The organism is uncultured Mycobacterium sp., from assembly GCF_964249325.1.
In the GTDB taxonomy this organism is placed as follows: Bacteria; Actinomycetota; Actinomycetes; order Mycobacteriales; family Mycobacteriaceae; genus Mycobacterium.
Genome location: NZ_CAXUCH010000106.1, coordinates 1 through 14248 on the forward strand (window position 1 = coordinate 1; position 14248 = coordinate 14248).

Below are 14248 nucleotides of genomic sequence, written 5' to 3' on the forward strand. Positions count from 1 at the left end.
CGCCAAGGGCGAGCCCTTGGAACCCTTCCCTTAAGTAAATGGGTTCCAAGGGCCTACGGCCCTTGGCGGGTCTGGGCAGAGCCCAGCCTTGCTTGCCTGCCTGCGCCGGGCAGCGACGCCGCTGGTGCGAGTCCAGGCTCACCGCGCGGCGCCGGTGGCGGCGGGCCGGGTGCCGGGGCCACCTCGGGTCCCGGCGGCGGCGGCGGAATCGGCACCTGTGGTGCCTGCAGGCCGATCGGTGGCACCACCGGATACTCGTCGTACGCATTCGGCGGTCCCGGCGGTGTCTGCAGCCCTGATTGAGGAGGCGCGATGTCCGGACCACCCATCAGTTCGGCCAGCGATTCCGGAGTCATCAGACCCGCGGTGATCGGTCCCACCTGTGTACCTTGCATACCGGGCGCGACCACCCAGCCATGTTGGGTGTTGCGGTGTGACGTCGGTGTATCGGGCACCCAGATGCCGGGAACGGTGGTGTCCTTGTAGCCGTTCGGCGGCTGCAATCGCGGCTCGGAGTAGGCGACTTCCTTGGGCAGCGTCTCGGCGGTGCTGAACAGGTTCAGGCCGAACGGCAGGTAGTTGAATTTGATCGCATCGAGAATCGGTGCCAGGTACTGCGCACACAGCTCGGCGGACTCCTGGTACCCGGCTCGGCTGCCGGCCTGGATCGCGCTGCAGATGAACTGCATGGGGTTGGCGAAGTTTTGGATCTCCGAGACGGCGACGACGGCACCGTGTGACGGGTGGTAAATCTGGTTGACATTCGCCGCCCCCGTCGGAAGCACGTGCAGGCCGGTCTCCAAACCGTTCAACGGGTCGGGCTGAACCAAGGCGGTGGTCGCGGTAGCGAGGTTGTTGATGTCGTGTGTCAGCACCTCGCGGTTCTTGTCCAGGAACGGCCGCAGCGTGGCGAGCAGGCTGTCGAATTGCTGGATCGCGTTGGCCAAGTCCCGGTCGGAGCCGACCAAGTTGTCGGTGAATTGAGCCAGGTTCTGGTTCAAGGCGACGAATTGCTGGTCGTCCTGGTGCAGTGCGTTGACGAACAGTGCCAGGCTGCGCACAACCGCGAAGAAGTCACCCCGACCCTCGTTCAGCGCTGTCAACGCGCGCGACAGGCTGTCGAATGTGGTGTTGATTTGCTTGCCCTTGCCGGCCAGCCCGTCAGCGAATGACTCAATAACGTCGCCGAAGGGTCCTTTGGGCTGCTCTTTAGTCGGGCCGAGTTTGGAGATGATGTTGGTGATGCTGTTGCGCAGCTGGTCGTACTCGGTCGGTACCTGGGTGCGCTCGATCGGAATCACCGCGTTGTCGGCCAACACCGGGCCACCTTTGTAGGCCGGCGTCAACTGGATGTTCCGTGCCGCCACCAGGGTCGGGTTCAGGATTACCGCCGAGGCGTTGGCCGGCACCTTGTACTTGTTGCTGTAGTGGAAAGTCACCTTCATCTTGTCGCCGGCGGGCTCGATCTTGTCGACCGTACCCACCTTCACGCCCATGATCTGGACCCTGTCCCCGGCGTAGAGCCCGTTCGTCTCCGGAAAGTAGGCCACCACGGTGTTGTTGGTCAGCTTCTGGTAGAGCTCCCGGCCGACAAAGAAGGCGACTATGGCCAGCACCACGACCAGTGAACCGATGATCACCGACGCCCGCGACAGCCGGGGCAGTCGCATGTTCCGGATATCGAAGATCGTGCTCACTGCTGGCCACCTCCCAAGCTTCCGCCGCCGCCGCCCGGCTGGCTTCCCAGCACACCGGGCGGGATGAAAGGCGCCGGCAGTTGCGGCCCCGGTCCGGGCGGCGCCGGTGGCCCCGGTGCCAGAGGTGGTGGCGGCGGCGCGGCCCCGGGATTCGCGGGAGCCGGCCCCGCCACGGGGGCATTGGGCGGTTCGCTGCGCGCACCCGGCGGCGCGTTCGGCGGCAGCGGAACCGGTGTACCGGGAACGTCCGGGGGTATTTCACCCGGGCGCCCGGCGATCGGGATACCCGGTGTGGGCGGTAGCCCGTTCGGGTTCGGCGGCGACGCCATGACGTCGGGCGGGGCCAAGTCCGGGCCAGACAACGGGCCGAACGGACCTTGGTTTTGATTGATGCCCGCGCACGGCATTGGGTTCCACGGCCGCGGCAGCAGCTCCGGAGTCGGTGTGTACGAGCACGGCGATCCGGGTGGGACAGCCGGTCCCGGATGGTCCGGGGTGCCCTCCAACACCGGCGGTGCGGGGGGCGGCGCGCCGTTGGGGAGCCGAGTCCCGTTCGGATCGGGGAACCGGAACGCGGGCAGCCCGGCATTGCGCCAGAACTCCTCGGGGTCGATGCCGCGTTTCTTGAATGCCGCGTCGACCCACGGCTGCAGGATCCAGTACGGCAAGAGGTTCGCCAGGACCACCTTGAAGTACGGTCCCGACGCGATGGTCTCGTTGATAGATGCGGCGAATGTGCCGATGATTGTCAGCGCCTTAGCCAGGTCGTCCTTCCGCCTGACCAGCAGGTCGCTGACGATCCGCAACTGCTCCAAGACGTGGTTCAGGTTCGGGTTGTCGTTGATGAGCCCCTGCACCTGCAGCGAGAACGCGGACACGTTGCCCAGCAGCACACTGATGGCTCGGCTGCGTTCGTTGAAGGCTGCCAGTAGAGTCTTTGCGTTGACCAGGAGCCGATCGATCTGCTGACTGCGGTCACCCAGTACGCTGGCGACCTTATTGGCTTGTGCGAGAAGATGTTTGACCTCTTCGTCGCGTTTGCCGATGGTGTCGGAAAATCTGGCCACGCCGTCGAGGAGTGGGCTCAGGTGCGGGTAGGTCTGGTCGATGGTCTGCGACAAAACATTGAGTGACCGTTTGACGGTGTCGATGTCCCAGCCGGAGGCCGCCTTGGTCACGTCGAAGAAGGCGTCATAGATCTGATACGGCGTGGTGCTTTGGCCCACCGGCAACACCCCGTTCGGCCGCAGCTGCTGGGTGCCCCGCGGCTCGACTTCGAGCACCTTCTTACCCAGGATGGTGTCGGTCTTGATCGCCAGCCGGCTTTCGGTGCCGATGGTGTTGGTTCCCGTCGTGAACTTGATCACGACGTGGTCACCGTCAATCTTGAGTCCTTGCACGACACCGACGTTCAGACCGGCAATGCGCACTTTGTCGCCTTTGTTCAGTTGGCCGCTGTCGGTGAACTGCCCGTAGTAGCTCGGCTGGGCGAACAGCATCGGGACGCTGGTCATGGTTTGGCCGAACGCGACGATCATCAGCACCACCACCAGGCCCATGAGCCCGATGCGCAGCCGGTTGGGAGGTTCGAGCGTTCTCATTGCGGCGTGCACCTGCCCGTCGGCTGTTGCCAGATCCTGACCGTGCGCACCGGGCCACCGGCTTGCAGCCCGTTCCACCTGATCGTGATGTCGCAGGCGTAGAAGTTCACCCAGTCCCCGTACAGACCGATGGCGCGCCCGATTTGGTTCAGCGCGATCGGTGTCCGCCGAATCTGGTCCTCGTACTGATCCCGTTCATCGATGATCGGTTGCTGAATAGCCTCGAGGTAGTTCAACTCCTTGTGCAGCAGAGCGCGGTTGTCGGCGAGCAGGTCTGCTACCGTTCCGGCGGCGTTGCTGATGTTCGCGGTGCCGGCAGCCAGTGGCTCGGCGTGGTTCTTCAGCCCGGTGACCAGTCTCTCGAAGTTGTCGATGGTCTGGTCGAATTCCTTGCGATGCCTGGCCGTCGTGTCCAGCACGATGTTGACGTTCTTGATCACCTCACCGATCGCTTGATCACGTTCGGCGATATGGGAAGTCAACTGCGCGGTCTGGTCGAGGATGTCGTTGATCGTGCCCCCTTGGCCTTGGAACACGGTGATGATCGCCGTCGCGATGGTGTTGACCTTCTCCGGGTCGAGCGCCCGGAACAGCGGCTTGAAACCACCGATAAGCGCGTCGAGATCCAGGGCCGGCGATGTGTGCGACAGCGGGATGAATCCTCCCGGCGGCAGCACCCGGTCCGCGCCCTCGCCTTGGCCGCGTATCAATTCCATGTAGCGGTTGCCGATCAGATCCTGATAGCGGATCTGTGCGGTCGTGGACTGATACAGCGGTATCGCGCGGTCGACATTGAAGTCCACCCGCACCCGCCGGCCCCCGTCGACCAGCCGCACGTTTGTGACCTTGCCGACCTCCACCCCCGAGGCGCGCACGAATTGGCCGTTGCGCAGCCCGCTGGCACTGCTGAACTCCGCGGAATAGTTATAGGTCCGGTCGAAGCGCATTTGACCGAAAACCACGATGATCAGCACGGTGAACAGCAGCAGCACCATCGCGATGATGCCGAGCCTGACAGCGGTACCGGTGATTTTCATGGGTTGATCGTGTTGTCTCCTACTTGGCGGCCCCACACATACTCGATCGCGTACGGTGAGCCGGTGTCGATGTGGTTATACGGTGCGACGCTGTTGCCGGTGTCCATCACCAACTCGGGGGCTGGCCAGAAATCACGAGTAATGGTCTGCCAGCATCCCGGTGCACCGCCGGGTCCACCACGAGCGTTCACCCGCGGCAGGTTCTCCGGATAGATATAGGGATTCGGTGCACCGCCCACCAGGCCGGCCAGCCCTGCCAGATTCTGCGTGAGCAGGGTGGCGGTAATCCCAGCAGGGGTCAGAACGAATCCCAACCCGGACAGCGCCTCGGTTTCGGTTCGCAGCGCGTAGCCGCCGCGGCCACCTGTCCCCGCCGCGACCTTGGGTTCGACATCGTGGTAGTTGCGGACCGTGCAGTACAGCTCCGGGCTGTACGTGTCGAGCAGCTTGGCGGTGGGAACCAGGTCGGCGGCTCCTCGCTCCAGATATGGGCCGCCCCTGCGGAAAATGTCTTCACCGGTGTTGCCTAATCCGGCCGCGGCCAACAGGGCCTGATCCAGATCTTTTTCCTGGCGGTGCAGCGTGCGGGCCGTGATCACCGCGTTGTCGAGGAAGTCCAGCAGATCCGGTGCCGCATTGGCATAGGTGTCGCCGAGCGCCGCCAACTGCTGGATGTCGTGACGAACTTGCGGCTGCTGAGGGTTGACGTCGTCGAGGACGGCGTTCGCCTTGACCAACGACTGACCGAACTTGTCGCCCAAGCCGTTGAACGCCTCCGCGGCCGCACTCAGCGTCAGGTTGACCTTGACTGGATCGACCTTGCTGGTGATCGACGTAATCGTCTGGAACAACGTATTGATCTCCGTCGTCACCGACGTTGCGTCGATCACTTGCTGCGGCGTGATCCTTTGCGGGCTAGGGTTTTTCGGCGACGTCAGCGCCACGTACTTGTTGCCGAACACCGTGGTGGCCCTGATGCTGGCGTTCACGTTGGCCGGAATCAGCTTGATGTACTTGGGATTCACGTTCAGGGTGAACTTGGCCGCAGGCTTGCCGTCATGCTGCACTTCGGAAATGGCACCCACGCGGCCGATCTGGACGCCGTTATAAGTGACCGGGTTTCCGGGGTCCATCACCAAACCCGCCCGCGAAGACAACATGGTCAGCGGCGTCTTGGGGGTGAAATTGCCCCGAAACTGCCAGTACACCAGTCCAGTCACCAGCAGGGCGAGCACCAAAGCCACCAGCCCCGCCGTCTTGTACGGCGGGGTGCGAATAACGTTCTCTTTCCCTTGCGGATGCGTCATGGCGGTTACATCGTGAGGTTGAAGTTGGGGTTGACGCCGTAGAGCGCCAGCGCGGCAAACAGGGCAATGACCTGAACCGATACCAGCGAAAACCGCATCGACCGGCCGACGGCCTCACCGACGCCCACCGGGCCGCCGCTGGCGGTGTAGCCGTAGTAGCAGTGAGTGAGCATCACCAGACCGGCGATGATGATGGCCTCGACGAACGACCAAAGCACGTCCTCGGGGCGCAGGAATGACCGGAAATAGTGGTCGTAGGTGCCCGAGGGCTGGCCGTATAAGACGGTCGTGACGAGCTGCGGGGAGATGAACGACATGAGCATCGCCCCCGCATACAGCGGGATGATCACGATCAGACCGGCCATGGCGCGGGTGGACACCAAATAGGCGATCGACTTGATGCCCATGACTTCCAGCGCGTCGATCTCCTCGCTGATCCGCATGGCACCCAACTCAGCTGTCGCCCCGGCGCCGACCGTGGCCGCCAGTGCGACCCCGGTCACGACGGGGGCGGCGATGCGCACGTTGATCAGTGCCGCGAAAAAGCCGGTGAACACGTCGAACCCGATGTAGCCCAGCGACGCAAAGCCCTGGATGGCGACGAGCGAGCTGCCGGACAGCGTCACGAAAGCGACGATCGCGACGGTGCCACCGACGACGGCCATGGCACCGGTTCCCATGCCGATCTCGGCGATGAGCCGCAGCACCTCCTTGCGGTAATGACGCAGCACCCAGGCAAAGCCGATGCCGCCTTCCACCGCGAACCAGGCCATCTGCCCGACCCGGCCCAATTCGCGGCCCGCGGCGCCGCCGTAACGGCTGACGTTACGAGTTGCTCGCGGGAACCGGGAACGCAGTACGTCGATCGTCGACATGTCAGCGCCCCGTTCCGAACCGGACACCGATGGTGGTCAGTATTACGTTGACGGCGTACAGCGCGACCACACACAGCACCACGGTTTCGTTGACGGCCACGCCTAGTCCCTTGGAGCCACCCCGGACGGTCAGCCCGCGATAGCAGCCGACCAGGCCGGCGATCAGTCCGAACACGGCGGCCTTGACCGTAGCGATGACGACCTCCGGCAAGCCGGTGAGGAGGGTCAGCGATTGGAGGTAGGCGCCGCCCGACACGTTCTGCAGGTAGACGCCGAAGATGAAGCCGCCGACCAGACCCACCATGATCACTAGTCCGTTCAGCAGCGTGGCGCCCGCCGTCGCCGCACGGACGCCGGGGCCGCCCACCCCGTGGATGGGGTCGATGCCGAGGACCTCCATCGCGTCGATCTCTTCCCGGATCGTGCGCGCGCCCAAGTCGGCGCAGATGGCCGTCGAACCCGCACCGGCCACCACCAACACCGTGGTCAGCGGGCCGAGCTGGGTGACCGCGCCGATCGCCGCACCCGCGCCCGAGATGTCGGCGGCACCGGCCTGGGCCAGCAGCACGTTGAGCGTAAAGGTGAGAAGCACCGTCAAAGGGATGGAAACCGCGATGGTCGGCAAGATGCCGACTCGCATGATGAACCAGCACTGCAGGATGAACTCTCGTCCTTGTGGCGGCCAGTGAAAGAGCGCCTTGCCGGTCAGCACACACATCCGGAAGAAGCCGCCGACGGTTTTGAGCGGCGGACCCACTTGGTCACGGACATAGTCGGTGATCCGTGGCTGCTGCGTCGTCGTCACTACTGCCCCCTCACGATCCGAACGCGAGCCCCCGGGTGTAGCGGCGGTTCATGTCGCACGCCTCCTCCTTGCCCCGACCCTGGGTGTGTGACCGCCGCCTCCCTACTCACAGGTAGTAAGAGAGACCACAGGACTGTACCCGATGCCCTGAGGGCCGCACATCGCAATCCGCACAATTGGCCTTCCGTCGCAGCCATAGTGAAATTGTCGTTACCGTCAGGTCGCTGTTCTGGCTGGAGGACAGCTGTTTTCGGGGCCTGACCCGGGCGTCAGTGCGACGCCGTAGCGTCGCCGGAGCTCGGTCTTGAGCACCTTTCCGGCCGGGTTGCGGGGCAGCGCATCTACTATCTCCAGCCCCTTGGGATGCTTGTACCGGGCCAGCCGGTCCTTGAGGAAATCGTCAAGATCAGCGAGGCTCAACCGGCTTTGGGGGCCGACCGCTGCGACGGCAATGGGTACCTCTCCCCACTTCTCGTCCGCCCGCCCGATGACGGCAACTTCGACGATGTCGGGGTGGCTCGCGAGGACGTTCTCCACCTCGGCGCAGTAGATGTTCTCTCCACCGGAGATGATCATGTCCTTTTTGCGGTCGACCACCCAGACGTAGCCCTCGTCGTCCATGCGCACGAGGTCGCCGGAATGGAACCAGCCGCCGGCGAACGCCTCGGCGGTGGCTTCCGGGTTGTTCCAGTAGCCACTCATCAGGGTGGGTGCGCGGTAGACGATTTCACCGACTTCGCCGACCGGTAGGTCGTTCATGTTGTCGTCGACCACGCGGGCGGCGACGGTCGGGATCACCTTGCCGACCGATCCGCGCTTCCTGATGGCGTCCTCACCGAGCAGCATGCAGGTGACCGGAGACATCTCGGTCTGGCCGAACGCCGCCAATATTTGGGCGCCGGGGAAGGTTTCGGACATCTGCCGCAGCAGGGTGTCCGACGCCGGTGCCGCCCCCCAGGAGATCACCCGCAACCGCAGATTGCGCGGATTGGCCCGCTGTTCGGCGCATACCGCCTGCCACTGCGCGGGCACTAGGAAGATGCCGGTGACTTTCTCGGCTGCCAGGACATCCAGCAGCTGGCCGGGGTCGAATGCGCCCAACGGATGGATCACCGTCGGGATGCCGAGCAACATGCCGGTCAGCATGTTGCCGATTCCGGCGATGTGGAAGAACGGGACACCGATGAAGCCGACGTCGTTGACGTCGGCGCCGTGGGTGTAGAGCGCCGTCATCGTCTGCCCGGTGAGATTGGTGTGGGTCAGCACGGCGCCCTTGGGCCGACCGGTTGTGCCGGAGGTGTACATGATCAGCGCCGGCGAGTCATTGGGAATGTCGACCGGTGAGCCCGGCTCCCCGGTCTCGGTGACCAGATCTTCGTAGCCCAGCAGGCCGTCCTCGGTGGCGCCACCGGCGACGACGATCCCGCTCAGGCCCGGCTCGATGTCCCGAACAGCGGTCGCCACGTTCGCCAGCACCGGCTCGGTGATCATCACGTGCGCTTCGCAGTCGCCGACCAGGAAAGCGACCTCTGTCGGTGTGAGCCGGAAATTCACCGGCACCGCGATCGCGCCGATCATGTTGGCCGCCAGCACGGCCTCCAAGAACTCGGGGCGGTTGAGCATCAGGACCATCACCCGATCGCCGAAGCCGACCCCTCGACGGCTCAGCGCATCGGCTAGCGCGGCCACACGGCGCCGCAGCTGCCCCCAGGTCAGGGTTTTGCCCAGAAACCTCAACGCCGGGGCCTGCGGTTGCATCAGCGCATGCCGCTCGAGTTGGTTGACCCAGTTCTGCCGTCGCGAGAGGTAGGGCTGCTCAGTGGAGGCGGCCGTCTGGCCAGTCATCAGCGCGGTCAACTCGTGCTGCCCTTCCTTGGTGCGCGCGGCTGGCGGCAGGTTGATATTTGATCAAACTTAGTGTTGCGTGGGTCACATTATGGCCTGACGGTCGCTGAGACAAGTCCCCGAAAACCCAAGGTGAACACACCCCTTAAGGCATCGCTTTCCAGACAGCCGCGCAGCTGGCGTCCCGTGCGCCGGGCGCAGTTGTCCGACGAGGTCGCAGCGCACCTGCGTGCCGCGATGATGTCCGGCGCGCTGCGTCCTGGGACGTTCATCCGGCTGGACGAGACCGCGGCCCAGCTTGGGGTGAGCGTCACGCCGGTACGGGAGGCGCTACTCAAACTGCGCGGCGAGGGCATGGTTCAGCTCGAACCGCACCGCGGCCATGTCGTGCTGCCCCTGACCCGCCAAGACATCGCCGATATTTTTTGGTTGCAGGCCACCATCGCCACGGAGCTGGCCGCCACCGCCACCAATCTCATTACCGACGCCGAGATAGACGAGCTTGACCACCTCAACGAGGAGTTCACCGCAGCTGTCCGATCCGGCGACACCGAAGCGATCGCGTCGGCCGAGTTCGCGTTCCACCGCGCCTTCAATCTGGCCAGTGGCCGGATCAAACTGGCGTGGTTTCTACTGCATGCCGCGCGCTACATGCCCGCACTGGTTTATGCCGCCGACCCGGAGTGGGGCGCGGCCGCGGCGGACAATCACCGGCAGTTGATCAGTGCGCTGCGGCGCCGCGACACCGCCGCGGTGGTCGAGCACACCGCGTGGCAATTCACCGACGGGGCACGCCGCCTCACCCAGAAGCTGGAACGGACTGGGATCTGGCGCTAACCGGGCTGATGTTGATTGGCCGCTAGCTGCTCGGCCCGCCGCTTGAGGTTGTCGGCCAGGTAGTCCAGCACGTCGTTGACCATCTTCTTGACCATCGGCTTGGGCACCGACATCTCGGTCTCGACGTCCATGTCGACCGTCAGCAGCGATGTCGGGCCCATCTCGACCACGCTGAACAACTGTTCGTGCTTGGTGAAGTGGTGGCCCTGCTGCATCACCGTCTGAATCTGCGTGGGGCTCGGGTAGTACACGGCCTGAATGTAGGTGCCTTCGATGCCCTGCCACGCCATGTCCAGGCGCAGCTGGCTGGGGCGCCCGTCGTCGTAGCGGGCCAGCACCCAAAGACCTTTGATCTCCTCGTTCCATTGGGGGTAGGACTCGAAGTCGGCGACGATGCCCATGACGGAGGCCGCGTCGGCCGCAACCTCGACCGTCTTGCTCACGAACGGCATTGGCCGAGCATACGTGCGACAACTGAGCTAACTGATGCAGGCGGTAGCCAGGAGCGCTCGAATGGCATCGGGAATCGGTACCGGCTTGCGGTTGGTCCGGTCGACGTAGACGTGAACCCAATGCCCGAGCGCGGCGACCGCCGGCGGCTCATCAGCGGCGAGTTCCTCGGCGGCCCGGAACAGGCCGAGCCGATAGGTGACGCTGGTGCGTCCGAGCCGAGTCACCGCCAGCCCGACGACGAGGCGTTCCGGAAAGTGCAGTTCGGAGAAGTAGCGACAGCCGGACTCGGCGACGATTCCCTGCGCTGACATGGTGACCGGATCCACTTCGACGTTGGTGTTGATCCAGCCGTTGATTGCGGTGTCGAACAGTTGGTAGTAGACGGCGTTATTGAGATGGCCGAACATGTCGTTGTCGGCCCACCGGGTGAGCACCGGCCAGAGCACCGGAAAGTCACGGCTGGTGAGGTTGTCCGGTGTGGGCGGGACCGACGTCATGGTTGTATTCCAACATGTTTCGAATTCGGGGCGCCGTGCTGGAGCGGATCGGACTGCCGCGCCCCTACGCGCGATCGAAGCCAATCAAGGTGGCGGAGCTGGATTTGGCGCCGCCCCAGAACGACGAGATTCTGGTGCGCATCGAGGCGGCCGGGGTGTGCCATTCCGACTTGTCGGTGGTCGACGGCAACCGGGTACGACCAGTTCCCATGCTGCTCGGTCACGAAGCCGCCGGAATCGTCGAGCACATCGGTGACGGAATCACCGATGTGCTGGTCGGCCAGCGGGTGGTGATGGCGTTTTTGCCGCGCTGTGGGCGATGCCCGGCGTGTGCCACCGAAGGGCTCACCCCGTGCGAACCCGGCAGCGCGGCCAACACGGCGGGAACCTTGCTCGGCGGCGGCATGCGGCTGAGCAGCCGTGGCCGCCCGGTGTATCACCATCTCGGTGTATCGGGGTTTGCGACACAGGCTGTGGTCAACCGGGCCAGCGTCGTGCCGGTTGACCCCGACGTTCCGCCGAGGGTTGCGGCACTGCTTGGCTGTGCCGTCCTAACTGGCGGCGGAGCGGTGCTCAACGTCGGTGTCCCCCGGCCCGGGCAGACCGTCGTGGTCGTCGGGCTCGGCGGTGTGGGCATGGCCGCGGTGCTGACCGCATTGGCCTACGACGACGTTCGTGTTGTCGCCGTCGACCAACTGCGGGAGAAATTGGCGGCTGCCCGCGCCGCAGGCGCACACGAGGTCTACACGCCGCAAGAAGCAACCGACGCCGGTGTCAAGGCGGCGGTGGTAATCGAAGCTGCGGGCCACCCGGCCGCGTTGCAGACGGCGATCGACTTGACCGCTCCGGGCGGTCGGACCATCACGGTAGGGCTACCGGCGCCGGACGCTCGGATCAGCCTGTCGCCGTTGGGTTTTGTCGCCGAAGGCCGCTCGCTGATCGGCAGCTACCTCGGTTCCGCGGTGCCCAGCCGTGACATTCCGCGCTTTGTGGACCTGTGGCGCACGGGCCGGCTGCCGGTGGAATCGCTGGTGTCGTCGACGATCACCCTCGACGAGATCAACGAGGCGATGGATCATCTCGCCGACGGCACCGCCATTCGGCAACTCATCACGTTCGACTAGCCTTGTCAGCCGCCGACCGTGAAACCCACGACGCTGTATCGGCTTGCCGCGTCGCCAGTTTCACAGTCGCGAACGCATTAAGCGGACGATCGTCTCCGTGAAAGGAGAGCAGCGTGTGGCGGTGGTACTTGCGCATCAGCCCACCGGCACCAGCTCTGAATCGACCGGCAAACCGGTCTTCATGTCGCTGAGCAGTGTCTCGGTGGGGCAGACCGGCTGGCCTGAAACCCCAGCCGCCGCAAGCGCATGAGCCTTGAACGCCCGGGCCGCCCCGCTCAGCACATGCTTCACGGTGGTCGTCCGGCGCCCTACCGTCAACGGCCAACCGTCATTCCAGAGGGCGACTTCCGTGAGGCGGTGGTCGAGGGCGTTGAACACCAACTCGCGGACACGTGGGGTAGATGCGAACACATCTGCGCTGACTGCCAACCCGTGGCTCGGCCATATGGTGCTCGTCGGCGCGAACTGTGACTCCAACTCGACGGTTCGTACACCCAGAATCTGCAACGGGCGAGTATCGCGGTGCTGCGGCAAGATGACGGTCACCTCCCAGCCGGCCGCCGCGCGGTCATACAGCCATCCGCCAGCCGAGCGCACCACATCGACAAGGCTGTTCGCGACGACGTCGAGCCGATACTTGAGGACCGCAGCGGATGGATCGCTGACGTGCTCCGCTGAGTGTGGGTTGAGCGCCAGGGTGGAGGTCGTCATCGCATCCCTTCAGCATCCAGCCGATTGCGCCGGGATATGACCCGGCCAACACAGCGTGACAGTTTTGGTCGAATCTGTAAAGTCGGTCAGGTCCGGCCGCCGCGGCGCGCCTCGAGTTCGACGAGGATTTCTTCGGTGTGTTCCCCGAGCTGCGGCGCGATGGATCGGGGCGTCCATGGGGTGCCGTGGAAGTCCGCCGGCGTTGCGACCATCGGGACGACTCCGCTCGGATCGGGTACGTCGACCAGGCCGCCGGCGGCGTGGAACTGCGGGTCGGCCACGACGTCTTCGATCGAGTTGATCGGCGACCAGAAGAACTCGGGTTCGCTGGCGAAGATCTCTGCCCATTGGTCGAACGGTTTGGTCGCAAAGATCTCGTCCAACTGGGCGATGAGCTCGAGGGCATTGGTGGCGCGGGCTCGGCCATCGGCGAAGCGAGGATCGGTGAGCCAGTCGGTGCGTCCCACGGCGCGGCAGAGTGCCGGCCAGTGCCGGTCGCCTTGCAGCCCGACAATCCAGAACCGCCGCCCGTCGCCGGCGGTGTAGTTGTTCATGCACGGGTTGGCCATCGACTCGCGTTGCCCGATGGCGATGGATCGTCCCGTCATCAGGTAGGTGTTCAGGTCGAAGCTCACCGTGTAAGCGCCCTGGCGGTACAGCGACGTGGTAACCAGTTGCCCGGTTCCGGTTCGGCTACGGGCGAGCAGCGCGGCGCAGATCGCCGCTGCCAGCGTCATGCCGGCCGTGTGGTCGCCCATGCCGCCGCGTTGAAACGGCGGCGTGTCCCCGGGCCTGGTGAGCAGATGGGCCACCCCGGCGCGGGCCCAGAACGCCGCGATGTCGTAGGCGGCCTGATCGGCGTCGGGCCCGGTTTCGCCGTAGCCGGTGATCAGCCCGTAGACCAGGCGGGGGAAGGCGGCGGCCACCGACTCGAAGTCGAGGCCCAGCCGCTGCAGCGCCCGCAGGCGGACGTTCGTCACGAAAACGTCGGCGTCGCTGAGTAATTCGAATGCAGTTGTGCGGCCGTTGTCGGTGGTGAGGTCGAGGACGATGCTGCGCTTGGCGCGGTTGTCCATCTCGAACGGCGGATTGGTGTCGAGGTCGAGTCCGAGCATCCGACCGAACGCACGTCCTGGGTCGCCGGTGGGCGGCTCGATCTTTACGACGTCCGCGCCCCAGTCGGCGAGGATGCCGCCGGCGGCCGGGCCGGCCACCCAGACGCCGAGCTCGACGATTTTGACGCCCTCCAATGGTCCGGCCACAAGGGATCCTTCCGCCCATTACAGTTTCACGTGAATTTGTAAGCTCGCCCGATACGTCGGCCAACCTCGGAGGCTATCCGCCGGTGACCCACCATCCGGTGGTTTCATCAGCGGTGGCGCACAGCGCCCGCCGGCTGGTACCTGCCCTAGGCCCGTTTTCCGCACTGGTTGAGTGAAGGGACCTGGTTGCGGCGGGT

13 protein-coding genes are annotated in these 14248 nt (G+C 64.9%); 2 read left to right on the plus strand and 11 right to left on the minus strand.

The window, feature by feature from the left end; all coding sequences use genetic code 11:
• Positions 1-53: 53 nt before the first annotated feature.
• The 7 genes from ACFE99_RS14340 to fadD5 form a co-directional block, all read right to left on the minus strand.
• A complete protein-coding gene (locus tag ACFE99_RS14340; protein ID WP_375486347.1) occupies positions 54-1697 on the minus strand; it encodes a virulence factor Mce family protein in 1644 nt (547 codons plus the stop codon).
• The gene (locus ACFE99_RS14345) at positions 1694-3298 is read right to left on the minus strand and encodes an MCE family protein (RefSeq protein ID WP_375486349.1); all 1605 of its coding nucleotides are present in this window, start codon (positions 3296-3298) and stop codon (positions 1694-1696) included. Before ACFE99_RS14345 ends, ACFE99_RS14340 begins: the two co-directional genes overlap by 4 nt.
• Positions 3295-4335 carry a virulence factor Mce family protein gene (locus tag ACFE99_RS14350; protein WP_375486351.1) on the minus strand — a complete coding sequence of 347 codons (1041 nt, stop codon included), beginning with the start codon at positions 4333-4335 and terminating at the stop codon, positions 3295-3297. Before ACFE99_RS14350 ends, ACFE99_RS14345 begins: the two co-directional genes overlap by 4 nt.
• Complete coding sequence (locus tag ACFE99_RS14355) at positions 4332-5642, minus strand: MCE family protein (RefSeq protein ID WP_375486353.1); 1311 nt, start codon at positions 5640-5642, stop codon at positions 4332-4334. The genes ACFE99_RS14350 and ACFE99_RS14355 overlap by 4 nt, the downstream gene beginning before the upstream one ends.
• 5 nt (positions 5643-5647) lie before the next feature.
• Positions 5648-6517 carry an ABC transporter permease gene (locus tag ACFE99_RS14360; RefSeq protein WP_375486355.1) on the minus strand — a complete coding sequence of 290 codons (870 nt, stop codon included), beginning with the start codon at positions 6515-6517 and terminating at the stop codon, positions 5648-5650.
• 1 nt (position 6518) lies between these two features.
• On the minus strand, positions 6519-7235 hold the full coding sequence (locus ACFE99_RS14365) for an MlaE family ABC transporter permease (RefSeq protein ID WP_375486371.1): 717 nt from the start codon (positions 7233-7235) through the stop codon (positions 6519-6521).
• A 303-nt stretch (positions 7236-7538) separates the two neighbouring features.
• Positions 7539-9167, minus strand: a complete 1629-nt coding sequence (fadD5, locus tag ACFE99_RS14370; RefSeq protein WP_375486357.1) for a fatty-acid--CoA ligase FadD5 — start codon at positions 9165-9167, stop codon at positions 7539-7541.
• A 132-nt stretch (positions 9168-9299) separates the two neighbouring features.
• Here fadD5 and ACFE99_RS14375 point away from each other — a divergent pair, with 132 nt between their 5' ends.
• A complete protein-coding gene (locus ACFE99_RS14375; RefSeq protein ID WP_375486359.1) occupies positions 9300-10004 on the plus strand; it encodes a GntR family transcriptional regulator in 705 nt (234 codons plus the stop codon).
• On the opposite strand, the gene ACFE99_RS14380 is transcribed toward ACFE99_RS14375, so the two are convergent.
• Both ACFE99_RS14380 and ACFE99_RS14385 read right to left on the minus strand, forming a co-directional pair.
• Positions 10001-10456, minus strand: coding sequence for an SRPBCC family protein (locus ACFE99_RS14380; RefSeq protein ID WP_375486361.1), 456 nt, complete (start codon positions 10454-10456; stop codon positions 10001-10003). The two genes, ACFE99_RS14375 and ACFE99_RS14380, sit on opposite strands and share 4 nt — an antisense overlap.
• A gap of 27 nt (positions 10457-10483) precedes the next feature.
• Positions 10484-10954 carry an acyl-CoA thioesterase gene (locus ACFE99_RS14385; protein WP_375486363.1) on the minus strand — a complete coding sequence of 157 codons (471 nt, stop codon included), beginning with the start codon at positions 10952-10954 and terminating at the stop codon, positions 10484-10486.
• Between the two features lie 14 nt (positions 10955-10968).
• Here ACFE99_RS14385 and ACFE99_RS14390 point away from each other — a divergent pair, with 14 nt between their 5' ends.
• Entirely contained in the window at positions 10969-12078 is a 1110-nt protein-coding gene (locus ACFE99_RS14390; protein ID WP_375486365.1) for an alcohol dehydrogenase catalytic domain-containing protein, read from the plus strand.
• Between the two features lie 135 nt (positions 12079-12213).
• Here the strand turns inward: ACFE99_RS14390 and ACFE99_RS14395 are convergent, their stop codons facing one another.
• The gene (locus ACFE99_RS14395; protein WP_375486367.1) at positions 12214-12789 is read right to left on the minus strand and encodes a hypothetical protein; all 576 of its coding nucleotides are present in this window, start codon (positions 12787-12789) and stop codon (positions 12214-12216) included.
• Between the two features lie 86 nt (positions 12790-12875).
• A complete protein-coding gene (locus tag ACFE99_RS14400; protein ID WP_375486369.1) occupies positions 12876-14051 on the minus strand; it encodes a CaiB/BaiF CoA transferase family protein in 1176 nt (391 codons plus the stop codon).
• Between the last annotated feature and the right edge of the window lie 197 nt (positions 14052-14248).